Origin of the sequence: Uliginosibacterium silvisoli, assembly GCF_036017035.1 — a bacterium.
Lineage (GTDB): Bacteria > Pseudomonadota > Gammaproteobacteria > Burkholderiales > Rhodocyclaceae > Viridibacterium > Viridibacterium silvisoli.
The window spans coordinates 1,558,559-1,581,192 of the sequence record NZ_JAYXHS010000001.1 but is presented as its reverse complement, the minus strand read 5'-3'; the positions used below and the strand labels follow the sequence as shown (position 1 = coordinate 1,581,192).

Genomic DNA, 22,634 nt, shown 5'->3' with positions numbered 1-22,634 from the left:
CTTCACGCCGCGGCCAGCGGCAGGGTAATCGTCACCTCGAACCCTCCCCCATTGATGTTGCGCGCAGAAATGCTGCCATCATGCATCACGACCACACGCTGTGCGATGGCCAGCCCCAGGCCATAACCTTCAGCCGAGTATTCGCCGGCGCTGCGGAAAAACGGCTGGAAAATGTGCGGCAAGGAAGTCTCCGACACACCGCTCCCCTGGTCGAGGATGGCGATGGCGACGCGATCGCCCGCATTCCCATCCACGCGCCGCAGGGATACACGGATCTGCGTATCCTGCGGTGAGTACTTGATGGCATTGCGCAGGACGTTCTCGACACCGCGCCGCAGAAACTCGGGATTGCCTCGTACGAAGATCTCGCCACTGTCTTCGTCCTCTGCATGCGCTTGTTGAATGCCACCTGCATCGAAGAGCAGCTGACAATGCCGGGCCTCGGCTTCGACGCGCGAATCCTCAATGATGTTGCCGATGAATTCCGAGAGCGCGATGGCTTCGTGCATGCTGGCCGACATGCCGGACTCGAGGCGCGCCAGGGTCAGCAATTCGCTGACGAGCTGGTCCATGCGTACCGACTCACGCTCGATACGTTGCAGCACCTGCTCGGCGCGTTCCGGCTGCTGACGCGCGAGTCCAACGGCTACCTGCAAGCGCGTCAATGGCGAACGCAACTCATGAGATACGTCGTGGAACAGGCGCCGCTGACCGTCCATAAGGCCCTGTAACCGCTGGGCCATGCTGTCGAAGTCGCGCCCCAGATCGGCCAGCTCGTCGCGACGCCCGCCCATCTCGGCACTCAGGCGTACGGACAGGTCGCCCTGTGAGACTGCATCGAAGGCCCGGCTGAGACTGCGGATCGGCTTGGCGAAATACCAGGCCAGCAGCGCCGCGAAAATCAGGCTGGCCGCCAGGCCGGAGAGCAGCGGCGGCATCGGGATCAAGCTGTGCTGGGGAGGATGCCCACCGCCCGGCCGGAAACGTGGCGGAGGCCCGCCACGTGGCGCATTGTGCGGCCCGGGCGACTCGAACATCTCGTCCTCGCCCCACATCTCAGCGGAAAACCGCGGAGGAGGACCTCCGTGACGTTGGCCCGAGGCGTTCTCCGACTGGATCTGCCGGTTGTGCAGGCCGATGAGCAGACCCACACCCAGTACCGAGACGATCTGCGCCAGCAGCAGCGCAAAAAAGAACTTCCAGAAGAGACGCCCCAAGTCCTCAGCTCCGGATCAGCTGGTAGCCCTTGCGGTAGACGGTCTGGATGCATGACCGGCCATCCGGCAGCACGCCGAGCTTGTGGCGGATGCTGCTCATGTGCACATCGATACTGCGATCGAAGCGAGTGAGGGGCCGGCCCATCGCCTCTTCGGACAGATGCGCCTTGCTGACCGCTTGCCCGGCATTACGCGCCAATGTTTCCAGCAGGCTGAATTCGGTACTTGTCAGCTCGAGCGCCTTGCCGCCCCACTCGGCCCGCCGTTGCTCCGGCCACACGTTCAACTCACCCACGCTGATCACCGATACGGGATTGCTCTCCGTCGGCGCCCGGTTGGCACTCGGGCTGCGCCGCAGGATGGCACGGATCCGCGCCGCCAGTTCGCGCGGTGTACAGGGCTTGGGCACGTAGTCGTCGGCGCCCAGCTCCAGCCCGACCACGCGGTCGGTGTCATCCCCGCGCGCCGTCAGCATCAGCACAGGAATGGCACTGGTTGCGCCACTGCTGGCGCGGATGCGGCCCAGCGCCTCGATGCCGCTCATGCCAGGCATCATCACATCGAGAACGACAATGGCATTGTCGCCCGACAACGCAGCGCGCACACCGGCCTCGCCATTGTGCGCCACGCTGACGTCGAAGCCATCGGCCACCAGATACTCACTCAACATACTGGTCAGCTCGACATCGTCGTCGACCAGCAAGACTTTCGGATTCATGCGCAATCGCCAGAAAACAGGGTGGAGGCATGCTAGCCAAGACCGTTGCAGGCACGCATACGGTTACCCCTGTTTTACTGTGATTTACGGAACTTAACAACTGCGGCACACCCGTCCCCGGGCGGTGTCCGGGGACGTCAGGAACGCGTTCGTCGCATCAGGCAACGGCGGAAATGCTGGCAGACGGGTTGCTCTTGCTGGCGTCTCCATACGCATGAATCAGCTGCATCAACTGCTGCATCATGCGCGCCTGACTCTCCTGCGTCGCGCTGCTATTGGTGCTGCTGGTACTGCTGTTGCTGCTCGCACTCGCCGACGCGCTGGTCTCGCTGCTTTGCTCATAGGCCATGGCCTCCTTGAAGCTGACCTTGCCGTCACCGTCGGTGTCAGCCTTGTCGAAATTGCTGGCGACATCGTTCATGAAACTGGCGCGCTTGCTGTCGGTGGACGCCACATCGCTGGCCATGCTGGTCAGTTCGTCCTTGGTGAAGCCGGCATCGTCACCGGGGCCGCCGGGGCCACCCTGACCGCCCGGTGGCGGAGGCGGAGGCATGCCTCCCATCTGCATGCGCGAACTCATGGCCTGGCTATCGAGCGCATCCGCCAGGCTTTGCATGCTGTCGGCCAGCTCTTTCTTGGTGACCTTGCCATCACTGTCGCCGTCGAGTTGGGAGAACAGGTCGTCAACACTGGAACTGCTGGAGGAGGAATTCGCGCTGTCCGTTCCTGACAGCGAACTGAGTGCGTTCTGCAGGTCACTCTTCTCGATATAACCCTGCCCCTTGGTGTCGAGCTTGGAGAAAATGTCTTCCGCGATTTTCGATGCATCGGGACGCTGACGCCTGGGCATCATCGTCGCGAAGCTGCTGCTCACGCTATTGCCGGTCGAACTGATACTGCTCATGTTCACACTCCTTCACATCGCTGGTTTCTCAAGGCATGCAGCCCGGCAAGCGCACCGTTTGCCGGATCGTGTCTGCCCTGCCTCATGAGCAAGCCATCGGCCAGAAATCGTGTCAATTCATGGGCTTATTGGTAAAACACGGTAAAGCAGGGTTAAGAAGGTCTGCCCTCCAACCCGCCACCGGAGGCAAGCACGCAGGCCAGGCGTGCGAGCAGTGATCAAAACTGCCGAATTCACAATTTTTTGCCGCCCCGGCAAATCGCCCAAAGCGCCGTCCCACGGGCCTGCGGGATGATGTGTGCGGCAATACTTGCCGCAGGTGGGGTCAGTAGCGCGCTGTCAACCCTCAAGACTTGGCCTTTTCGGGCCGAAATCCTGTGTATTCGACCATCCAGATGGTGCTTGCGCATGCGCCCGGCTCTACGCTCCCTGCTACTCCTCGTTCTCGCCTGCAGTGCTTCCGCGCAAGCGGCAGACTGGCTCGTGGTCGCCAATGACCGCGTGCGCCGTGTAGAACTGGACCGCAGCAGCATCACCCCGTCGGACGCGGGCACCAAAGTCGCGTGGGGGCGCATCGTCCTTTCCGACGAGCAGGCCAAGGCCTATGGCTATCGCACCGTGCGCGCGCTCAACCGCTACGACTGCCGCGGTCACGCCTTCATCATCGTCAAACGCGTCTACCTCTCGAGTGACGACAGCGTGCTACGCGAAGACAAGGTGGATGCCACGACGCCGATCAGCGTGAAGACCGGCACCGTCGACGACCGCTTCTTCAACGAGGTGTGCAAACCCGCCTCCCTCAACGACTTGCGCAACACCGCCAGACAAGCCATGGAGCGCGTCTCCAGGGCCAATGACAGCGAGAAGAGTGATGACGACAAGGACAGCGCCAAACCGGTACTGCGCCGCGCCGACATCCGCCTGACGCGTGAGGAAAGCCCCGCCCAGCCCAACGCCCTCCCGCCAGCAGCGAAGCAGGCAGACAAGAACGCCACCACGGCCAAGCCGGATGCCGCACCTGTGCCGATGCCACGTTCGCCCGTGCAGGAACGCAAACCCGTGCCGGACAGTGTTGCGGCAACAAGCGCCACGTCGAGCCCGGCGCCCGCCGCCAGCCCGGCAAAGCACGAAACAACCGCACGCCCCTCGGCAGCACCATCGAACACGACAGCCCAGCGCATCGCCGAACAGCAGGCAGCCGAGCGCGCTGCCGCCCGCGCATCCCTCCAGGTGGCCATGGCGATGCGTCGCGAGACTGGTGGCAGTTCAGCGCCCGCCTCCTCGACGCCTCGCAAGCCCGCCGTGACGATGGCACAGGCGGCCACGACCCCCTCCTTGCCGCATGATCTGCACTGGAGCTACGAAGGACTCGATGGTCCGGAGAACTGGGGAAAACTCGATCCTGAATTCTCGGTATGCACGAATGGCAAGCGGCAATCGCCGATCGATATCCGCGACGGCATCAAGGTCGACCAGGAAGCGATCCAGTTCGACTACAAACCCAGCTTCTTCCGCATCGTCGATAACGGCCACACCATCCAGATCACCTACGGCGCGGGTTCGCACATCACGGTGATGGGGCGCACCTACGACCTGGTCCAGATGCACTTCCACCACCCTGCCGAAGAACGCGTCAATGGTCGCGGTTTCGCCATGGTTGCCCACCTCGTGCATCGTGACGCCGAAGGCCGTCTGGCCGTCGTGGCCGTGCTGCTCGAATCAGGCCAGGTCAATCGCTTCATCCAGACCCTGTGGAACAACCTGCCACTGGAAAAGAACGAGGATTATTCGCCGCGCATTTCCATCCAGGCGGATGAACTGCTGCCCAGCAACCGCGACTACTTCAGCTACATCGGCTCACTCACCACCCCACCTTGTACCGAAGGCGTGCTGTGGCTGGTGCTGAAGCAACCCGTGCAGCTCTCCGCCGAACAGATCGATGTGTTCTCGCGCTTCTACCCCAACAACGCGCGGCCGGTGCAGGCCGCGTCCGGGCGGATCATCAAGGAATCGCGCTAAGGGCGCCAGGCAAGGCCGTTCGCCCCAACGAAAGCCACCCGCAACGGGTGGCTTTTCAACGTGTGGTTTTCATTTCGTACGCGAGCTCCGGTTCGCCAGCCGGCGTGCGAGTTGCACACCCAGCCCACCGCCGACACCCACCAGCACGATGGCGGCCATGCTGCCCGCGCCATAGCCTTTGGCGAAGAGATCGAAACCCGCCAGCTCGGCAAGGCCGAAGCCGAGCAGCGCACCGCCCAGGAACCCCGCCGCATCGGTCAAACCTTCCCGCAACAATTTCCCGTTCATGGTGCCCGCTCCTATTTCAATGCATTGCCAAGAAAGCGTTCCAGACGCACGTCATTGGCATAGGCCACGTTGATGCGGATGTACGGAGAAGCCTGCAGCTGCGGGCGGAAAATCTTGCCCGGCGCAAGCACGATGTTCGACTTCTCGGCCAGCTCGGCAAGAGGCGTCGCGTCGTCCATGCCGGGCACGCAGGCCCAGAGGAACATGCCTCCGTCCGGGTAGCGGAAGCGCAGCCCTGCCGATTCCAGCATGCGTGCCGCCCGCGCCGTATTCTCGGCCAGGCGCGTCTGCAGACGTTCGACGTGCTTGCGGTGATGGCCTTCCGTGAGCAGGCGGTGAATGACCTGCTCGGTGAACTCCGACGTACCCAGCGAGGTCAGCAGCTTGACGTCGGCCAGCTCGTGCGCGAGATCCTGCGTACAGGCGAGATAACCCACCCGCAGGTTCGACGACAGCGTCTTCGAGAAAGTGCCGATGAAGATCACGCGCCTGAGCTGGTCCAGCGAGGCCATGCGCGCCGCTTGCCCGGCATGGAGATCGGCATAGGTGTCGTCCTCGACAATGGTGAAATCGTGTCGCTCGGCCACCTGGAGCACGCGATAGGCCGTTGCCGCATTCAGGTTTATGCCCGTCGGGTTGTGCAGCACGGAGTGCGTGATGAAGAGCTTCGGCTTGTGCTGCGCGGAGAGTTGTTCGAGGGCCTCCACATCGGGCCCACCCTCATTGCGTGGCACGCCGATCAGATTGGCGCCGAGCAGGCGCAGGGCACCGAACAGGGTGAAGTAGCCGGGGTCATCGACCAGCACCGTATCGCCGGGTCGGATGAAATAGCGCGCCACAATGTCCAGCGCCTGCGTCGCCCCCTGCGTCAGCACGATCTGGTCGGGATGCGCCTCGATGCCCTGCCCCGCCAGCATGACGCGCAGGTGCTCACGCAAGGGCCGGAAGCCGTTCGGCTCACCGTAGCAGCCAAAACGGGCGGCATGATCGCTGCGCGATTGCTGGCGCACGGCTTTGGCCACGGCTTCACTGTCGAGCCAGCCGGGCGGCAACCAGCCCACGCTCGCCTTGAGCACGCCGTCGGCATCCGAAAACGCGCGGCGCATCAGCCAGGCCACGTCGATGGCGCGCTGCCGCTGCACTGCCGGCAAGGCGGCAGCAGCGGTTTCTTCACGTGCGGCTACAAAGAAGCCCGCGCCGCGCTTGGACAGCAGATAGCCCTGCGCCACCAGGCGGTCATACGCCTCGACGACCGTAAAGCGGCTGATGCCATGGTTCTCCGCGAACTGGCGTATCGCCGGCAGGCGCGCGCCCGGGCGCAGCACGCGATCATCGATCTGGCCGCGTACGGCACCGACGATCTGCTCCACCAGCGGTAGTGGATTCTGGTTCGAAAGGCTCAACTGCATGCTCTTGATTCCCCGGCTTGATCTGGGTGCGCTGTTGCCACGGCGCGTGCTGTCACCACGCCTGAACTGGCATGGCGCTCACACCAGTACAGTGTAAGAAAACATCTTGAAAAGTGTATCGGTCAATAGCAAAAAGTGTTCGGTATTGTCCGGAACGCAAGCATAGATCAGAAACCATGAATCTGCCTGCGAACACCCCGTCATCCACACCCGCTGCCGTCAGCTGGAGAACGAACATGACAACACAGCTTTCACCAGGGCGACTCAGTGTCGCCTCCCACCTGACGCCTTACTACGGCCTGCTCGGCGTCATGTTTGGCGGCCTGCTACTGGCCGCTGCCACCTGGCTGGGCATTGCACTGCGTGGTGGTCTGCCCGAAGTGCAAACCGGCACCCACCACCTGCGCGTCGTCGATGCGCAACGCGCCATGATCTTCGATGCGGACCGCGCCACTGGCGATGTACGCGTGCTCAATGTCCGCAACGGGGTTTCCGAGATCGGGCGCCTGCATGAAGGCGACAGAGGCACCGTATCGGCCATTGCACTCAATGCGCAGGGCACTGTCCTGACGGTGGAGTCGGCTGGAAAACGCTACCAGTACGATGCACACAGCCTTCATCTGCTGAGGAGCGGCCCGCTGCTGGCGGCAGGTCAGACGGATGGGCGCGACATGTGACCTGCGTCACGCCGCGCGCAGGAATCATCGAAAACAAGCTGTTTCAAAGGCGTTTTTGCACGCGGATCGTGAAGTATCCCGTCGCCACAGCAGGGCGCTTTGGTTAGCTTCCGGTCAACACGAATCAGGGTTGAACGGAGGGCGCCATGGCCGGCTTCATGATCAGGCAGCACACTTTGCGGCGCTTGCTCGCCTGCGCCGGGCTATCGGTCGCCATCAGTGCGAGCGCTGCGTCATTGCCCACTGATACCCCGCCCAGTACACGCCCCGTCGAGACCGAGCAGGTGGATGCGGTCGTGAAGGCTTGGGCGCAGTCCTGGGACCGGGGGGATGTACCGCAATATCTCGGGCAGTACGCCGACAACTTCCAGCCATCCGGTGGGCTGACACGCTCGCAGTGGGAGCAGCAGCGCCGCGCCCGTCTGAAGACCAGCGCCATCCGCCACGTCATCCTGAGCAATGTGCAGGTTGCCGTTCACACCGGCACGGCGCAGGCGCAATTCACGCAGCACTATCTCGACATGGACCTGATGAGCACGGCGCGCAAACGCCTGACACTGGTGAAGCAGGCGGGGGCCTGGAAAATCCGCGAAGAGCTGGTTGAAGCGGAGCGCATCGTGCGGCGCTAGGCCAGGCGGCCTCCGGCAATGGCGACGCGCAGCGTCGCCACATAACCCTCATTGCGATTGCCACTGACTGCGCAGATCTGCAGATCATGGCCGTCGCTGAACACCGGATCGCTGGCGAAGCTGGTGCGTGCAAGATTGGCCGCACTGTCGCGGTAGCCATTCGTGGCATACACCTCGTTGAGCATGGCCAGGGGAAAGCCCAGCTGGGAGGTGCTCAGCTTGTCCGCTGCGCGTCTGGCGCTCGCCACATCGCGATACACCTCGAAATGCATGTGCGGCATACGTCCGTCATAACACCCCGGTACGATGGTGGAGAAACGCAGCTTGCCGCTGCCATCTGTCACCTGCACGCCCCGCAGATAATTCTCGGCGCTCACGCCGGGCGAATACATCGAATAGCGCCCAAGGGCGTCGCAATGCCACAGGTAGATTGCATGCCCGGCGAGTGGCGCGCAGCCCGCAGGCCCGCCCACCAACTCCAGCACGAGCGTCAGCGGCAGGCCGCGCGCGACGCCGGTGGCACCGGCCAGACTGCTGCGGATATCGCTGCGCACGATGCCCGGCAGCGTCAGCGCATTGGCAATACCATTTGCCGTACTGTTCGAACCATCGCCCGGGAACGGTCCGGCCGTCTCTTCCGGAATCGCCGCGCAAGCTGACGCGATGGCGGGCATCGACGACGCATCGGCTACGACCTGCGCCCTGCCTTGCGCCAGCGCAGACAGGCTCCGGTACTGCAGCATGCCCGTCGCGATGATCGTCGCGAGGCCGCCGATGTGGCACAGCGCCTCCCGTCTATCCTGCCGCTTGCCTTGTACTTCGCGCGCCTTGCTATCGCTGGATGACATGACCTCTCTCCCGCAGACCCAGGGCCCGCCTCTGAAAGATCCAGTCTAGTCAGCGTCCGCGCAAATGTCCGTTAAGGCCCTGCAAGCCTTTGTAACGATCACGCCAGGCAGCGCGCGCTCAGCCGCCAAGCTCGACAATGACTGGTGCATGATCTGACGGGCGCTCCAGCTTGCGCGGCGCCTTGTCGATCACGCAACTCTTCACCTCACCCTTGAGCGCGTCAGTGACCAGCAGGTGATCGATGCGCAGGCCGACGTTGCGGCGGAAAGCCATCATGCGGTAATCCCACCACGAGTAACTCTTCTCCGCCTGATCGAACATGCGGAATGCATCCGTCATTCCAAGTGCAAGCAGCGCACGGAAGGCCTCGCGTTCGGGCACGGAAACATGGATCTCGTCGTGCCATTCCGGCGTCGCATCGCGATCCTCCGGCGCTACGTTGTAGTCACCGGCCAGCACCAGCTTCGCATGCACAGCCATCTCGGCGCGCAACCAGTCGGTCAGTGCCGTCAGCCAGCGCAGCTTGTACTCGAACTTCTCCGAGCCGACCGCCTGGCCATTCGGAAAGTAGCCGCACACCACGCGCACACCGTTGACTGTGGCAGCGATGATGCGACGCTGTTCATCGTCGAAGCCGGGAATGTTGCGCACCACGTCAGTGATCTCGCTGCGGCTGAGAATGGCGACACCGTTGTAGGTCTTCTGCCCGTTGAACACCGCGCGATAACCCGCGGCCTCTATCTCGGCGAGCGGAAAGGATTTGTCCTCGCACTTGAGTTCCTGCAGACAGACAACATCGACTTGGGTGGCGGCAAGCCAGTCGAGCAAGTGCGGCAGACGGACCTTGAGTGAGTTGACGTTCCAGGTGGCAATTTTCATGGCGGCGAGAGGGGAGGCAGGAATGAAGGCGCAAGTATGGCGCAATGCCATGCATGCCGGGTCCAGGCGGAAACGAAGACGGCCGCTTGAGGCGGCCGTCCGGTCAGGCAACAGGCAATGGCGGCTGCGCGCTCAGTCTTCGCGGGCGATGGCGCGGTTGATGGCCAGCGCGGCCAGTGTGCAGGCGGCGCCCGACAAGAGATAGACGCTGACGTAGGCGAGCCCGAAGTGGGCAGACAGGCCCAGCGCCACCAGTGGCGCAAAAGCAGCGCCGAGCAGCCAGGCCAGGTCCGAGGTCAAGGCTGCACCGGTGTAGCGGAAGCGCGGGCCAAAAGCCGAATTCATGGAGCCCGAGGCCTGGCCGTAGGACAGGCCGAGCAGCGTGAAGCCCACCAGCAGGAAGACGTCCTGCCCCAGCGTGCCTCCGCCCAGCAGGGTCGGGGCGAATCCACTGAACACGGCAATCCCCACCGCCAGCGAGCCCAGCGTGTAGCGACGCCCAACGCGGTCAGCAATCTTGCCGGACGCGATGATGCCGGCGGCGCAGAGGAAGCCGCCCACGATCTGCACCAGCAGGAACTCCGTAATCGACTGCTCGCTGAAAAGCTGGATCCACGACAGCGGGAACACGGTGATGAGGTGGAACAGGGCGTAGCTGGCAAGCGGCACGAAAGCGCCGATCCACAGATTGGTTGCCTTGTCGCGAATCAGCTCACGCACATGCACGGGCTCCAGCTCCCCCTCTTCGAGCAAGCGCTCGAACTCGGTCGTCAAGACCAGGCGCAGGCGTGCGAACAGGGCCACGACGTTGATGGCGAAGGCCACGAAAAACGCATAGCGCCAGCCCCAGGACAGAAAGTCTTCGCGCGGCACGCTGGCGTGCAGGAAGGCAAACAGGCCACTGGCCAGAATGAAACCGACGGGAGCGCCGAGCTGACCGAGCATGGCGTACCAGCCACGCTTCTTCGCCGGCGCATTGAGTGCGAGCAAGGACGGCAAGCCATCCCACGAGCCCCCCAGTGCCAGCCCCTGGCCGACGCGGAAAACCGACAACAGCACGATGGACAGGACGCCGGCCGTCTCATAGCCGGGCAGGAAGGCGATACCGACGGTCGAGGTGCCCAGCATGAAGAGCGCGATGGTAAGTTTGGTCCCACGCCCCCAGCGCCGCTGTATCGCCATCGACACCGCAGTGCCGACGGGCCGCGCAATGAAGGCAAAAGAGAAAACGACAAAAGCATAGAGAGTCCCGTCGAGGCGCGACGCGAACGGGAAGAACAGGGTCGGAAAGACCAGGCAGGAGGCAATGCCGTAGACGAAGAAATCGAAGTACTCGGAGGCGCGGCCAATGACGACGCCGACCGCGATTTCGGCTGGCTTGACCCGGCCGTGGTCGGCCGTGATTACGCGAGCATCATGCTCCAGGGTCGAGGAGTGCGGTTCCGGATGAGTAATGCTGGTCATGGATCTTCGCTTGAGGGGCCGGCAGACGTTTCAGAATCGCACTAGTCGCGGTCTTTTGCCATAGGACAAAACGTCCAATCGCAAATTTTGCTAAGGCATCCTAAATTGTAGGACGACGATGGGCGTCTTGCCGGAAGTCCGCGACCAGCTCCGGTCGCACGCTTCTTGCGTTGCTGCCTTGCCGTCCATGCCTTGCAAGCTGTTCGACCTTTCAACCAGTTTCCCCGCGCGGTTCCGGCCGCTGCTTTAGCCGCTTTACGCATCTTCGAGAGCCAATGCCCGCGCAAAAGACCCTTCGCACGCTCGCCCTCATCTTCGTTGCCGCACTCATGGCCGGCTGCGACCTGGTGGTGCTCAACCCCTCCGGCGACGTAGCCGCACAACAAGGCCGACTCGTCGTCATCTCCACCCTGCTGATGTTGCTGATCATCGTGCCGGTGATCATCCTGACGCTGGTGTTCGCGTGGCGCTACCGTGAATCGGCCAAGGCCGAGTACCGCCCCGACTGGGATCACTCCACGCAGCTCGAGCTGCTCATCTGGGCTGCACCGCTGTTGATCATCATCGCGCTTGGTGCCCTGACCTGGATCAGCACGCACGTGCTGGACCCCTATCGCCCCCTGTCGCGCATCGACGAACAGCGCGCGCTTGCCGCCGACACGAAACCGCTGGTGATCGAAGTCGTGGCGCTGGACTGGAAATGGTTGTTCCTCTATCCGGAGCAAGGCATCGCAACCGTCAACGAGGTCGCCGCGCCCGTGGACAGGCCCGTGCAATTCCGCATCACCGCCACCTCGGTCATGAACGCCTTCTACGTGCCTGCGCTGGCGGGCATGATCTACGCGATGCCGGGCATGGAGACCAAGCTGCATGCAGTGATCAACAAGCCCGGCATCTACGACGGCTTCTCGGCCAACTACAGCGGGGCTGGCTTCTCGCACATGCGTTTCAAGTTCCACGGCCTGAACGATGCGGATTTCGCACAATGGGTGAAGACCAATCAGGGCGCGGGGCAGACACTCAGCCGCGAGGCTTACCTGCAGCTCGAGCGCCCCAGCGAGCGCGAGCCGGTACGTCGCTACGCAACGGTTGCCGATGGCCTCTACGACGCCATCCTGAACCGCTGCGTCGAAGCGGGAAAGATGTGCATGCACCAGATGATGGCCATCGACGCGAACGGCGGCATGGGGCGCGTCGGCCTGTCGCCTGATGCGCTGACCAGCGTTCAGCGCGGTGATCGCGGCGTATGGATACCCACACTTGCCAATGGCATGTGCACACCCGACAACCCGACTGGCGAACGCCGGTCAGCCACCACCAATAATCTCTAGCCGCATGCCGTTGGCAGCCTCACGGCCTTGCCGACGCATGTTGCACCGAGCCTGCTCGCTTCAACCCCGGTATTTCAGAGAGACACGATGTCTGATCATTTTGACCTGACCCGCCTTGTTCTGGGCCGCTTGAGCTGGGAAGCCCTGCCGCTGCACGAGCCCATCCTCCTGGTGACTTTCATCGGCGTCGTGCTGGGCGGTATCGGCCTGCTTGGCGTCATCACCTACATGAAGTGGTGGGGTACGCTGTGGCGCGACTGGTTCACCAGCATCGACCACAAGAAGATCGGCATCATGTACATCGTGCTCGGTCTGGTGATGCTGCTGCGCGGCTTCTCCGACGCCATCATGATGCGTCTGCAGCAGGCCATCGCCTTTGGCGACAATCTTGGCTACCTGCCGCCACACCACTACGACCAGGTGTTCACGGCACACGGCGTGATCATGATCTTCTTCGTCGCCATGCCGCTGGTGACGGGCCTCATGAACTACATCGTGCCGCTGCAGATCGGCGCGCGCGACGTCGCCTTCCCCTTCCTCAACAACTTCAGTTTCTGGATGACGGCCAGCGGCGCTGCGCTGGTCATGATGTCGCTGTTCGTCGGTGAATTCGCGCGTACCGGCTGGCTGGCATACCCGCCGCTCTCCGGTCTCGCCTACAGCCCTGACGTGGGGGTCGATTACTACATATGGTCCTTGCAGATAGCGGGGGTCGGCACGCTGCTCTCCGGGGTCAATCTGCTGGTGACCATCGTCAAGATGCGCGCGCCCGGCATGGGCCTGATGAAGATGCCGGTGTTCACCTGGACCTCGTTGTGCACCAACGTGCTGATCGTGGCCGCGTTCCCGGTCCTGACCGCAGTGCTCGGCCTGCTGGCGATGGACCGCTACGCAGGTACCAATTTCTTCACGAACGAGCTCGGCGGCAACGCCATGATGTACGTGAACCTGATCTGGATCTGGGGCCACCCGGAGGTGTACATCCTCGTATTGCCGGTGTTCGGCATCTTCTCCGAGGTGGTGTCGACCTTCAGCCGCAAGAAGCTGTTCGGCTACGCGTCGATGGTCTACGCCACGGTCGTCATCACGATCCTCTCCTACCTCGTGTGGCTGCACCACTTCTTCACGATGGGCTCGGGCGCCAGCGTGAACTCGTTCTTCGGCATCACGACGATGATCATCTCGATACCGACCGGGGCGAAGATATTCAACTGGTTGTTCACCATGTATCGTGGCCGCATCCACTTCGAAGTACCCATGCTGTGGACCATAGGCTTCATGGTCACCTTCGTCATCGGCGGCATGACAGGTGTGTTGCTGGCGGTACCACCGGCCGACTTCGTGCTGCACAACAGCCTGTTCCTGATTGCGCACTTCCACAACGTGATCATTGGCGGCGTGCTGTTCGGCCTGATGGCAGGCATCACCTACTGGTTCCCCAAGGCGTTTGGCTACAAGCTCGACCCGTTCTGGGGCAAGTGCTCGTTCTGGTTCTGGCAGATCGGCTTCTTCTTCGCCTTCATGCCGCTCTATGTGCTGGGCCTGATGGGTGTCACGCGTCGCCTGAGCCACTTCGAAGATCCCTCGCTGCAGGTGTGGTTCGTCATCGCAGCGTTCGGCGCCGTCCTGATCGCCATCGGCATCGCCTGCTTCCTGATCCAGCTCGTCGTCAGCTTCCGCCGCCGCGCCCAGTTGCGTGACGTCACCGGCGACCCATGGCACGGCCGTACCCTGGAGTGGTCGACTTCATCGCCGCCACCGGACTACAACTTCGCCTTCACGCCACGCATCCACGACAACGACGCGTGGTGGGACATGAAGCATCGCGGTGCCGAACGCCCGACCGGTGGCTTCATCGCTATCCACATGCCGAAGAACACGGCTGCCGGCGTGGTGCTCGCCGCACTCAGCACGGCCTGCGGCTTCGGTCTGATCTGGCATATGTGGCTGCTGGTTGGCGCATCCTTCGTTGCGCTGGTCATTGCCACCATCGTGCATACCTTCAACTACAAGCGTGATTACTACATCCCCGCGGACGAAGTTGCCCGCACGGAGAATGCACGCACTCAATTGCTGGCCAGCCATGTCTGATACCACAGCCGATTCCGTCGTCATGAACACTGCAACAGCCGATCCCGTTCGCTTCTACGAGATGGAAGAATTCCATCCGCATAACGGCACCATGCTGGGCTTCTGGATCTACCTGATGAGCGACTGCCTCATCTTTGCCTGCCTGTTCGCGACCTATGGTGTGCTCGGCCACAGTTTCGCGGCCGGCCCGTCGGGGGCAGATCTGTTCGACCTGCCTCTGGTGGCGCTGAACACCTCGCTGCTGCTGCTCTCGTCGATCACGTACGGCTTTGCCATGCTGTGCATGCAGAACAAGCGCGTGGCGCCCACGCTGGTCTGGCTTGGCATCACAGGCTTGTTCGGTGCGGGCTTCCTGGGCATCGAGCTGTATGAATTCGCCCACCTGATCCATGAAGGCGCGGGGCCACAGCGCAGCGCCTTCCTGTCATCGTTCTTCACCCTGGTCGGCACGCACGGCCTGCATGTCACCTTCGGCATCATCTGGCTGGTGACGCTGATGTTCCAGATTGGCAAGCACGGCCTCATCGCCGAGAACAAACGCCGCCTGATGTGCCTGTCTCTGTTCTGGCACTTCCTCGATGTCGTCTGGATCGGCGTCTTTACCTTTGTCTATCTGATGGGAGTGCTGGTATGAGCGAGCACCACGACAGCCACGATCATCACGACGATCATGGTGGCGCAGCACACGGCACGATGTCGGACTACGTGATCGGGTTCGTCCTGTCGGTCATCCTGACCGCCATCCCGTTCTGGCTGGTCATGGCGAAAGTCTTCGATCGCCCGGCCACCACGGCAGCCGTCATCCTGGCGTTTGCGGCAGTACAGATCGTCGTACACATGCGCTACTTCCTGCACATGAACGCGCGCTCGGAGGGTGGCTGGAACATGCTGGCGCTCATCTTCACGACCGTACTGGTTGTCATCACCCTGAGCGGTTCGCTGTGGGTCATGTACCACCTCAACCACAACATGATGCCGGCATCTGCGCACGAGATGCGCAACCAGCCTTGAGCGCACGGCCCTCAGCGTCGAGGCTGGTAGTCTGGGCGCTGGCGGGCAGCCTGCTGTGCGGCATATTCGTGGCGCTGGGCAGCTGGCAGGTGGCGCGGCGCGCCTGGAAGCTGGACCTCATCGCACGCGTCGAGCAGCGTGTGCATGCCCCAGCGCAGGAAGCGCCCGCGCGTGCCGCGTGGGCACGCATCAATGCGAATGACGACGCATACCGCCATATACGCTTGCGCGGCATCTTCCAGCACGAGAACGAAACACTGGTACAGGCCGTCACGACGCTCGGCCCCGGTTTCTGGGTACTGACCCCCCTGCGCATTGCAGACGGCAGCGTCGTACTCATCAATCGTGGCTTCGTGCCGACCGAGCGACGTGAGCGCAGCTCGCGCCCGGGCAACGAACCGGCAGGCGAGCAGACAATTTCCGGCCTGCTGCGCATCTCCGAACCCGACGGCGCCTTCCTGCGTGGCAACGATCCGGCAGCCAATCGCTGGTATTCGCGTGACGTGGCCGCCATTGCAGCAGCACGCGGATTAGGCGCGACATCCTCCGCCGTCGCGCCCTATTTCGTCGACGCAGACGCCGTGAGCAATCCCTCAAGCGACGCCACGGCCGGGCGCTGGCCCGTCGGCGGCCTGACCGTGGTTTCGTTCCACAACAGCCATCTCGTCTATGCCATCACCTGGTATGTGCTTGCGCTGATGGTGGCCGCGGGCACGATTTTCCTGTGGCGCACTGAGCGCCGACGGCTGCAGAAGAATGCCTGAGTGGCAAGGTGCATGCGCAATGCATGTGTCTGAGCAGCGAGGCGAAGTCGTGAGCTCGCAGTAGAATCACGAACCGCTCCTGCGACGAGCCCGAAGAATCCGGATGACGACAAGCCCCTCATCACCCCCTGCAGTGTTGCTCGACCGACCACGCCGGCTACATGGTGCGGACGCAACCGGCCTGAGGAACATGCAGCAGCTGATCCAGCTACGCTGGTTCGCCGTGCTCGGCCAGGTGTTGACCATCCTGATCGTGCTCTTTGCCTTCGACATCGCGCTGCCACTGGAGCATATGGCACTGGTGCTGGCCTGCCTTGCCGGCTTCAATGTCGCCAGCCTGTTGTATTGGCGCGGCAGGCGCCCCGTCAGCGAACGCGCACTGTTCATCTCCTTTCTGGTGGACGTCGTGACGCTGACCGCACAACTCTATCTGAGCGGTGGCGCCAGCAACCCCTTCATCTTCCTCTACCTGCTGCAGGTCATTCTCGGCGCGGTGCTGCTGCAAAGGCATACCACGTGGACCATCGTGGCGATCACGACGGCCTGCTTTGTCGCGCTCACGCATTTCCACCGGCCGCTGGCGATCCCGCTGAACGAACGCGGCAGCATCGTCGATCCATATGCCATTGGCGTCCTGATCTGCTTCGCGCTGAACGCCATCCTGCTGGTGGTGTTCGTGACGCGCATCAGCCGCAACCTGCGTGCTCGTGATGCACGCCTCGCCGACATGCGCCAGCATGCCGCCGAAGCCGAGCACATCGTGCGCATGGGCTTGCTGGCCTCCGGCGCCGCGCATGAGCTGGGCACCCCGCTGTCTACGCTGGCAGTGATCCTCGGCGACTGGCACCGGATGCCCTTCTTCGCATCCGACCCGGAATTGCTACGCGATGTCGAAGAGATGCAGGCCCAGGTACTGCGCTGCAAGAACATCGTGACCGGCATCCTGTTATCGGCGGGCGAGGATCGCGGCGAAGCCCCAGTTGCGACGACGGTCGCCGGTTTCCTCGACGAGCTGGTCGCAGAGTGGCGCGCCACGCGCTCGTCCAGCGCGCTGACGTTCCACAACGAGTTCGGCAAGGACGTCCCCATCCTTTCAGACCCGGCGCTGAAGCAAACCATCCACAACGTGCTCGACAATGCGATCGAGGCATCGCCAATCGGCGTGACGCTGACGGCTACACGCCAGGGTGAGCGGCTGATCCTTGAAGTCACCGATGTCGGTCACGGCTTCAACCCGGATATGCTCGAACGTCTCGGCACGCCTTATCAATCGAGCAAAGGACGCGCAGGAGGTGGCCTCGGGCTGTTCCTCGTGGTCAACGCCCTGCGCAAACTGGGCGGCAGCGTGTCGGCAGGCAACCGCCCCGAGGGCGGGGCAGTCGTGACCATGAGCCTGCCGCTGGCATCGATTCAGACAGGAGACATGATCCATGGCAAGCACTGAGTCGGCGGCAGAGAGGCTGCTGCTGATCGTCGAGGACGACGCCGATTTTGCGCGCACCTTGAGTCGTTCTTTCGAGCGACGCGACTATCGTGTCGTCGTCGCCAGTCAGACCGAGCAGGTCGCTGAAGTGCTGAAAACCTGCTCGCCCGGCTATGCCGTAGTGGACCTCAAGCTCGCCGGCAATGCCTCGGGCCTCGCCTGCGTCAAGCTATTGCACGCACACGACCCCGCCATGCTGATCGTGGTACTGACCGGCTATGCGAGCATTGCCACTGCGGTGGAGGCAATCAAGCTCGGCGCGCATCACTACCTCGCAAAGCCTTCGAACAGCGACGACATCGAAGCGGCTTTCGCACATGACGTCGGCAAGGAAGAGGTTGCCCTCACCGAGCGCCCCACCTCGATCAAGACACTCGAGTGGGAACGCATTCACCAGACCCTGGCCGAAACTGGTTTCAACATCTCCGAAACGGCGCGGCGACTCGGCATGCATCGCCGCACCCTGGCTCGCAAGCTGGACAAGCAGCGGGTCAAATGACCGCCCTGCAACAACAGGGACTTCACGAACACGACATTACGTCGATCAATGCAACACCGGCGTCTCACACCAGGAGTACGCTGACGAGCAACCAGAAAGGAAACCGGGATATGGATATCGTGCGCTGGGGCATCATCGGCTGCGGTGAAGTCACCGAAGTCAAAAGCGGTCCGGGCTTCCAGAAGGCCTCCGGCTCGCAACTCGTCGCCGTCATGCGCCGCAATGGCGAACTGGCCGCCGACTACGCGAAACGCCATGGCGTACCGAAGTGGTACGACGACGCGGACAAGCTGATTCACGACTCCGAGGTCGATGCCATCTACATCGCCACACCGCCGTCAACGCACAAGGACTATGTATTGCGCTGTGCTGCGGCAGGCAAGCCGATGCTCGTCGAGAAACCGATGGCCATGAGCCATGCCGAGTGCCTCGAGATGAATGCAGCCTGCGCGGCGGCTGGCGTGCCGCAGTTCGTGGCTTACTACCGCCGCGCCCTGCCGCGCTTCCTGAAGATCAAGGAACTGGTCGACAGCGGGGCAATTGGTGCCGTGCGCATGGTCAACACGCGCATGCACCGGCCGCCGCTGGCGCGCGACACCGACCCCTCGCAATTCTGGCGCATCGACCCCGCACTGGCCGGCGGCGGACACTTCGTCGACGTCGCAGGTCATACGCTGGATTTTCTCGACTATGTGCTGGGGCCGATCAGCGAGGCTTCGGGCTATGCCGGTAACCAAGCCGGGCTTTACGCGGCGGAAGACATCGTCAGCGGCACCTTCCGCTTTGCCTCGGGCGTGCAAGGCACGGGACAGTGGTGCTTCTCGGTGTCCGAGCAGCTGGACCTGACAGAAATCCTCGGCAGCCGGGGCAGCGTGCGCTTCAGCGTCTTCGATGACAGCCCGCTCCAGCTCGTCGTGGACGGCAAGCTGGAGTCGATTGCCATCAGCAATCCGCCGCATGTGCATCAGCCCTACATCCAGACCGTCGTCGACAGCCTGCTCGGCAGGGGCAGCTCACCGAGTGACGGCGTCAGCGGCACACGCGCCTCGTGGGTGATGGATCGATTGCTCGGGCGCTAGGGCCGGTATGTACTCTGGGTAGCGGTGGCTGGCGGAACTCCCGCAGGGATTCCGCCCTACGCGACTTCCTGCGCCTCGACGAAAGCACGCCGGAAACCGAGCGGATCGGAGATGGCGTGAATCGGCGCCTGCGAAGAACCCGAGCCCGTAATCACCAGCGAGCCGAAGTTGAATACACGGCCCCACAGGCTCTGGTCGACCTGGATGCTTTCGACCTTGGAGATGCTGATCTCGACGGTCTGACGACGGATGAAACCAAGCTTGACGATGACGCGCTTGTTGGTGATGGCCAGCTCGGTCGTCTTGTAGCGCACGTAGCCGACCAGCCACACCAGCAGCCCCGCGCCGAACAAGGGCAACAGGAGCAAGCCGCCGAGAATCCACGGCGTCAGCGACCACCAGCTGATGCGGCCCAAGTGCAGGACCTTCTCATCCTTGATCAGCGAACCCTCGATATAGCTCACGATGGCGCCTTCGGGTAACCCGCCACGTCCAGCACGCCATTCCATGCACCGGCCTCAAAACCTTCGAGGGTCTTGCCACCAACCTGCAAAGAAGGGACCAGCGGCTCTTTCTTGCCCACCAGCTTGCCAAGCGCATCTTTGCCTTCAGGCGTCGAGATGGCATTTTCCTTGAACGGTATCTTGCGTTCGCTCAACAGTTTGCGCGCCTTGTCGCAGACGTCCTTGCACTCGGCTGCGGTGTAGAGGCTGACCGGGGCTGCCTGCGCTGCGCGCGTCGTCTCAAAGCCCGGGCCCGTGACGTCCACACTGTTGTCCTTCATCTTGCGCTGTTCAGCCTTGATATCGGCAGGCGGATTGTCGGAGTAATGGACCTTGCCGTCCTTGTCCGTCCAGCGAAAAACCTCTGCGTGCGCACTGACCATCACAACGCTCAGCATTGACGCAAGCAGTGCGATCTTCGTCCCGGTACCCATCATCCCGATTCTCCTCATTTTCCACGTCAATCCTGACGCCGAATTCTGCCTGCGACTCAGGCGGCAATCATGCCGCTGTGGCGTAGCAATGCATCGACTTGTGGTGCGCGGCCGCGGAAGGCCTTGAAGGACTCCAGCGCCGGACGCGAACCACCGACCGCCAGCACTTCGTCGGCAAAGCGCTGACCGGTTGCACGGTCGAGTACGCTCGCTTCTGCACCACGTTTTTGCGCCGCTTCCTCAAAGGCCGAGAAGGCATCTGCCGACAGCACTTCGGCCCACTTGTAACTGTAGTAGCCGGCGCTGTAGCCGCCCGCAAAAATGTGGCTGAAGCTGTTCGGGAAGCGATGCCATGCCGGTGGAATGATCACCGAGACTTCGCTGCGCACTTCAGCCAGCACGTCCTGCGTGGTCTTGCTGCCGCCGGGCTGGTAGTCATGATGCAGGCGCATGTCGAACAGCGAGAACTCGACCTGCCGGACGGTCTGCATGCCGCTCTGGAAGTTCTTGGCGGCGATCATCTTGTCGTACAGCGTGCGCGGAAGCTTCTCGCCGGTTTCGGCATGGGCTGTCATGTCCTGCAAGACGTCCCATTCCCAGCAGAAGTTCTCCATGAACTGGCTTGGCAATTCGACTGCATCCCACTCCACGCCGGCGATGCCGGACACGGGCAGTTCGTCGACGCGCGTCAGCAGGTGGTGCAGACCGTGGCCGCATTCGTGAAACAAGGTGATGACATCGTCGTGGCTGAAAGTCGGCTGCTTGCCGTCCACCGGGCCAGGGAAATTGCAGACGAGGTAAGCCACTGGCGTCTGCACGCCGCTAGTGAGGCGGCGACGCGTGATGGCGCTGTCCATCCATGCGCCACCACGCTTCGTCTGGCGTGCATAGAGATCAAGGTAGAACTGGCCGACGAGTTCCTTGCCGCTTGCTGTCTCGCGCTCGATGCGGAAGAAGCGCACGCTGTCTTCCCACACCGGCGCCGTGTCCGGTGAAATGCTGACGCCATACAGGTTCTCGACGACGCTGAACAAGCCACGCAGCACCATGTTCTCAGGGAAGTACTGTTTCACTTCCTGCTCGGAGAAGGCGTAACGCGCCTGGCGCAGTTTCTCGGAAGCCCAGGTGATGTCCCAGGGCTGCACATCGGCGAGACCCAGCTCGCGCGCCGCGAATTCACGCAGCTCGGCCAGATCGCGCTCCGCGAAAGGCTTGGCACGCCGACCGAGATCGCGCAGGAAGTCGAGCACTTCATCCGGCGTGTCGGCCATCTTGGCAACCAGCGAGACCTCGGCGTAGTTGTGATAGCCAAGCATCTGTGCGGCTTCGTTGCGCAGTGACAGGATGCGATCAATATTCGGTGCGTTGTTGCGCTCAGGGAATTCCGTCGGGCTCACGCCATCGGCGGCAAACTCCGAAGCGCGCGTCGCATAGGCGCGATACACACGCTCGCGCAGCGCACGGTTCTCGGCGTACTGCATCACCGGAAAATAGGACGGCATGTGCAGGGTGAACAGCCAGCCTTCCTTTCCTGCACGCTCGGCTGCGGCATGAGCGGCAGCGACCGCGTCTTCCGGAATACCGGCCAGCACCGCTTCGTCGGTAACGTGCTCGCTGTGGTGATTGGTCGCGTCGAGCACGTTCTCGGAGAACTTCGCAGCGAGGCTGGCCTGCTCCTCGGCAATCGCCTGGAAGCGCGGCTTCTTCTCTTCGGGCAACTCGGCGCCGGACAGCCGGAAATCGCGCACTTCGTTCTCGACGATGCGCTGCCGAACAGGGCTCAGCGTTGCGAAAACCGCGCTGTCACGCAACTGGCGATAGCGTGAGAACAGCTTGAGGTTCTGACCGAGCTCGGCGTAGTGGCGCGACACCTCGGGCAGCAGCGCGTTGTAGGCCTCACGCCATTCCGGCGTGTCCATCACGCTGTGCAGATGCCCAACCACGCCCCAGGCGCGGCCGAAGCGCTCGCCGGAATCGATCATCGGTGCGACGAAATTGTCCCAGTCAGGCGCCGTCTTATCGGCTTCGAGGAGTGCGACAAGGGCCTTGCTTTCAGCCAGGAGCGCGTCGACGGCGGGTTTGACGTGTTCGGGGAGGACCGCATCAAAGCGCGGCAGGCCTTGCGATTCAAGCAGGGGATTGGTCATCTTTGGGTCTTCCGGCAATTGCTGAAGGGGGCGAAGCAGGCAAACAGCTCACCGATCAAGCTCGCTGAGCGGCCGTACATCGCGGGAAACAGGGGATCGGGAGTCGAAAAGCGGTCTGAGGCCATTGGCGATTGAAGTTACACGCGGATGCTGCCGAAAACAATCTATCGACTTGATAGACGTTCCGGCTCAATACCGGAACACCCACCAGAACACTTACTGGGATACCGCCAGCGCGC

22 protein-coding genes are annotated in these 22,634 nt (G+C 62.7%); 11 read left to right on the top strand and 11 right to left on the bottom strand.

Annotation, left to right across the window (positions count from 1 at the left end):
* Nucleotides 1-2: 2 nt before the first annotated feature.
* The 3 genes from VVD49_RS07200 to VVD49_RS07190 form a co-directional block, all read right to left on the bottom strand.
* Nucleotides 3-1,217, bottom strand: a complete 1,215-nt coding sequence (locus VVD49_RS07200; RefSeq protein WP_327598459.1) for a HAMP domain-containing sensor histidine kinase — start codon at nt 1,215-1,217, stop codon at nt 3-5.
* A 4-nt stretch (nt 1,218-1,221) separates the two neighbouring features.
* Nucleotides 1,222-1,935, bottom strand: coding sequence for a response regulator transcription factor (locus tag VVD49_RS07195; RefSeq protein ID WP_327598458.1), 714 nt, complete (start codon nt 1,933-1,935; stop codon nt 1,222-1,224).
* A gap of 157 nt (nt 1,936-2,092) precedes the next feature.
* Nucleotides 2,093-2,839 carry an EF-hand domain-containing protein gene (locus tag VVD49_RS07190; RefSeq protein WP_327598457.1) on the bottom strand — a complete coding sequence of 249 codons (747 nt, stop codon included), beginning with the start codon at nt 2,837-2,839 and terminating at the stop codon, nt 2,093-2,095.
* A 408-nt stretch (nt 2,840-3,247) separates the two neighbouring features.
* On the opposite strand from VVD49_RS07190, the gene VVD49_RS07185 reads away from it, so the two are divergent.
* A complete protein-coding gene (locus VVD49_RS07185; protein WP_327598456.1) occupies nt 3,248-4,858 on the top strand; it encodes a carbonic anhydrase family protein in 1,611 nt (536 codons plus the stop codon).
* 69 nt (nt 4,859-4,927) lie between these two features.
* On the opposite strand, the gene VVD49_RS07180 is transcribed toward VVD49_RS07185, so the two are convergent.
* Nucleotides 4,928-5,146, bottom strand: coding sequence for a hypothetical protein (locus tag VVD49_RS07180; RefSeq protein ID WP_327598455.1), 219 nt, complete (start codon nt 5,144-5,146; stop codon nt 4,928-4,930).
* Between the two features lie 11 nt (nt 5,147-5,157).
* Nucleotides 5,158-6,555, bottom strand: coding sequence for an aminotransferase-like domain-containing protein (locus VVD49_RS07175; protein ID WP_327598454.1), 1,398 nt, complete (start codon nt 6,553-6,555; stop codon nt 5,158-5,160).
* A 236-nt stretch (nt 6,556-6,791) separates the two neighbouring features.
* Here VVD49_RS07175 and VVD49_RS07170 point away from each other — a divergent pair, with 236 nt between their 5' ends.
* Together VVD49_RS07170 and VVD49_RS07165 are read left to right on the top strand one after the other, a co-directional pair.
* The gene (locus tag VVD49_RS07170; RefSeq protein ID WP_327598453.1) at nt 6,792-7,232 is read left to right on the top strand and encodes a hypothetical protein; all 441 of its coding nucleotides are present in this window, start codon (nt 6,792-6,794) and stop codon (nt 7,230-7,232) included.
* A 146-nt stretch (nt 7,233-7,378) separates the two neighbouring features.
* Nucleotides 7,379-7,861 carry a nuclear transport factor 2 family protein gene (locus VVD49_RS07165; RefSeq protein ID WP_327598452.1) on the top strand — a complete coding sequence of 161 codons (483 nt, stop codon included), beginning with the start codon at nt 7,379-7,381 and terminating at the stop codon, nt 7,859-7,861.
* On the opposite strand, the gene VVD49_RS07160 is transcribed toward VVD49_RS07165, so the two are convergent.
* From VVD49_RS07160 to VVD49_RS07150, 3 genes are all read right to left on the bottom strand, one after another.
* Nucleotides 7,858-8,709 carry a dioxygenase family protein gene (locus tag VVD49_RS07160; protein WP_327598451.1) on the bottom strand — a complete coding sequence of 284 codons (852 nt, stop codon included), beginning with the start codon at nt 8,707-8,709 and terminating at the stop codon, nt 7,858-7,860. The two genes, VVD49_RS07165 and VVD49_RS07160, sit on opposite strands and share 4 nt — an antisense overlap.
* 118 nt (nt 8,710-8,827) lie before the next feature.
* Nucleotides 8,828-9,589, bottom strand: coding sequence for an exodeoxyribonuclease III (gene xth, locus VVD49_RS07155; protein ID WP_327598952.1), 762 nt, complete (start codon nt 9,587-9,589; stop codon nt 8,828-8,830).
* 132 nt (nt 9,590-9,721) lie between these two features.
* A complete protein-coding gene (locus tag VVD49_RS07150) occupies nt 9,722-11,053 on the bottom strand; it encodes an MFS transporter (RefSeq protein ID WP_327598450.1) in 1,332 nt (443 codons plus the stop codon).
* Between the two features lie 275 nt (nt 11,054-11,328).
* On the opposite strand from VVD49_RS07150, the gene cyoA reads away from it, so the two are divergent.
* From cyoA to VVD49_RS07110, 8 genes are all read left to right on the top strand, one after another.
* The gene (cyoA, locus tag VVD49_RS07145; RefSeq protein ID WP_327598449.1) at nt 11,329-12,384 is read left to right on the top strand and encodes a ubiquinol oxidase subunit II; all 1,056 of its coding nucleotides are present in this window, start codon (nt 11,329-11,331) and stop codon (nt 12,382-12,384) included.
* 87 nt (nt 12,385-12,471) lie between these two features.
* A complete protein-coding gene (gene cyoB, locus VVD49_RS07140) occupies nt 12,472-14,475 on the top strand; it encodes a cytochrome o ubiquinol oxidase subunit I (RefSeq protein WP_327598448.1) in 2,004 nt (667 codons plus the stop codon).
* Nucleotides 14,468-15,109: a cytochrome o ubiquinol oxidase subunit III gene (cyoC, locus tag VVD49_RS07135; protein WP_327598447.1), complete on the top strand. Its 642-nt coding sequence runs from the start codon at nt 14,468-14,470 to the stop codon at nt 15,107-15,109. Before cyoB ends, cyoC begins: the two co-directional genes overlap by 8 nt.
* A complete protein-coding gene (cyoD, locus tag VVD49_RS07130; protein ID WP_327598446.1) occupies nt 15,106-15,486 on the top strand; it encodes a cytochrome o ubiquinol oxidase subunit IV in 381 nt (126 codons plus the stop codon). Before cyoC ends, cyoD begins: the two co-directional genes overlap by 4 nt.
* Entirely contained in the window at nt 15,483-16,250 is a 768-nt protein-coding gene (locus VVD49_RS07125) for an SURF1 family protein (RefSeq protein WP_327598445.1), read from the top strand. The genes cyoD and VVD49_RS07125 overlap by 4 nt, the downstream gene beginning before the upstream one ends.
* Before the next feature lie 190 nt (nt 16,251-16,440).
* On the top strand, nt 16,441-17,694 hold the full coding sequence (locus VVD49_RS07120; RefSeq protein ID WP_327598444.1) for an ATP-binding protein: 1,254 nt from the start codon (nt 16,441-16,443) through the stop codon (nt 17,692-17,694).
* The gene (locus VVD49_RS07115; protein ID WP_327598443.1) at nt 17,681-18,232 is read left to right on the top strand and encodes a response regulator transcription factor; all 552 of its coding nucleotides are present in this window, start codon (nt 17,681-17,683) and stop codon (nt 18,230-18,232) included. Before VVD49_RS07120 ends, VVD49_RS07115 begins: the two co-directional genes overlap by 14 nt.
* The gene (locus VVD49_RS07110) at nt 18,229-19,311 is read left to right on the top strand and encodes a Gfo/Idh/MocA family protein (protein ID WP_327598442.1); all 1,083 of its coding nucleotides are present in this window, start codon (nt 18,229-18,231) and stop codon (nt 19,309-19,311) included. The genes VVD49_RS07115 and VVD49_RS07110 overlap by 4 nt, the downstream gene beginning before the upstream one ends.
* Before the next feature lie 56 nt (nt 19,312-19,367).
* On the opposite strand, the gene VVD49_RS07105 is transcribed toward VVD49_RS07110, so the two are convergent.
* From VVD49_RS07105 to VVD49_RS07095, 3 genes are read right to left on the bottom strand one after another with little or no spacing between them, the layout of a single operon-like run.
* Entirely contained in the window at nt 19,368-19,775 is a 408-nt protein-coding gene (locus tag VVD49_RS07105) for a PH domain-containing protein (protein ID WP_327598441.1), read from the bottom strand.
* Entirely contained in the window at nt 19,772-20,251 is a 480-nt protein-coding gene (locus VVD49_RS07100) for a DUF4124 domain-containing protein (RefSeq protein ID WP_327598440.1), read from the bottom strand. The genes VVD49_RS07105 and VVD49_RS07100 overlap by 4 nt, the downstream gene beginning before the upstream one ends.
* Nucleotides 20,252-20,304: 53 nt before the next feature.
* Nucleotides 20,305-22,395, bottom strand: a complete 2,091-nt coding sequence (locus tag VVD49_RS07095; RefSeq protein WP_327598439.1) for a M3 family metallopeptidase — start codon at nt 22,393-22,395, stop codon at nt 20,305-20,307.
* Nucleotides 22,396-22,634 lie beyond the last annotated feature (239 nt).

Bases quoted from the DNA above. Each gene is read 5' to 3' on its own strand.
- VVD49_RS07110 (WP_327598442.1), top strand. From the start codon at position 18,229: ATGACCGCCCTGCAACAACAGGGACTTCACGAACACGACATTACGTCG.
- VVD49_RS07185 (WP_327598456.1), top strand. From the start codon at position 3,248: ATGCGCCCGGCTCTACGCTCCCTGCTACTCCTCGTTCTCGCCTGCAGT.
- VVD49_RS07195 (WP_327598458.1), bottom strand. From the start codon at position 1,935: ATGAATCCGAAAGTCTTGCTGGTCGACGACGATGTCGAGCTGACCAGT.
- VVD49_RS07175 (WP_327598454.1), bottom strand. From the start codon at position 6,555: ATGCAGTTGAGCCTTTCGAACCAGAATCCACTACCGCTGGTGGAGCAG.
- VVD49_RS07115 (WP_327598443.1), top strand. From the start codon at position 17,681: ATGGCAAGCACTGAGTCGGCGGCAGAGAGGCTGCTGCTGATCGTCGAG.
- VVD49_RS07100 (WP_327598440.1), bottom strand. From the start codon at position 20,251: ATGATGGGTACCGGGACGAAGATCGCACTGCTTGCGTCAATGCTGAGC.
- cyoA (WP_327598449.1), top strand. From the start codon at position 11,329: ATGCCCGCGCAAAAGACCCTTCGCACGCTCGCCCTCATCTTCGTTGCC.
- VVD49_RS07165 (WP_327598452.1), top strand. From the start codon at position 7,379: ATGGCCGGCTTCATGATCAGGCAGCACACTTTGCGGCGCTTGCTCGCC.
- cyoB (WP_327598448.1), top strand. From the start codon at position 12,472: ATGTCTGATCATTTTGACCTGACCCGCCTTGTTCTGGGCCGCTTGAGC.
- VVD49_RS07150 (WP_327598450.1), bottom strand. From the start codon at position 11,053: ATGACCAGCATTACTCATCCGGAACCGCACTCCTCGACCCTGGAGCAT.
- VVD49_RS07170 (WP_327598453.1), top strand. From the start codon at position 6,792: ATGACAACACAGCTTTCACCAGGGCGACTCAGTGTCGCCTCCCACCTG.
- cyoC (WP_327598447.1), top strand. From the start codon at position 14,468: ATGTCTGATACCACAGCCGATTCCGTCGTCATGAACACTGCAACAGCC.
- cyoD (WP_327598446.1), top strand. From the start codon at position 15,106: ATGAGCGAGCACCACGACAGCCACGATCATCACGACGATCATGGTGGC.
- xth (WP_327598952.1), bottom strand. From the start codon at position 9,589: ATGAAAATTGCCACCTGGAACGTCAACTCACTCAAGGTCCGTCTGCCG.
- VVD49_RS07180 (WP_327598455.1), bottom strand. From the start codon at position 5,146: ATGAACGGGAAATTGTTGCGGGAAGGTTTGACCGATGCGGCGGGGTTC.
- VVD49_RS07190 (WP_327598457.1), bottom strand. From the start codon at position 2,839: ATGAGCAGTATCAGTTCGACCGGCAATAGCGTGAGCAGCAGCTTCGCG.
- VVD49_RS07095 (WP_327598439.1), bottom strand. From the start codon at position 22,395: ATGACCAATCCCCTGCTTGAATCGCAAGGCCTGCCGCGCTTTGATGCG.
- VVD49_RS07120 (WP_327598444.1), top strand. From the start codon at position 16,441: ATGCAGCAGCTGATCCAGCTACGCTGGTTCGCCGTGCTCGGCCAGGTG.
- VVD49_RS07160 (WP_327598451.1), bottom strand. From the start codon at position 8,709: ATGTCATCCAGCGATAGCAAGGCGCGCGAAGTACAAGGCAAGCGGCAG.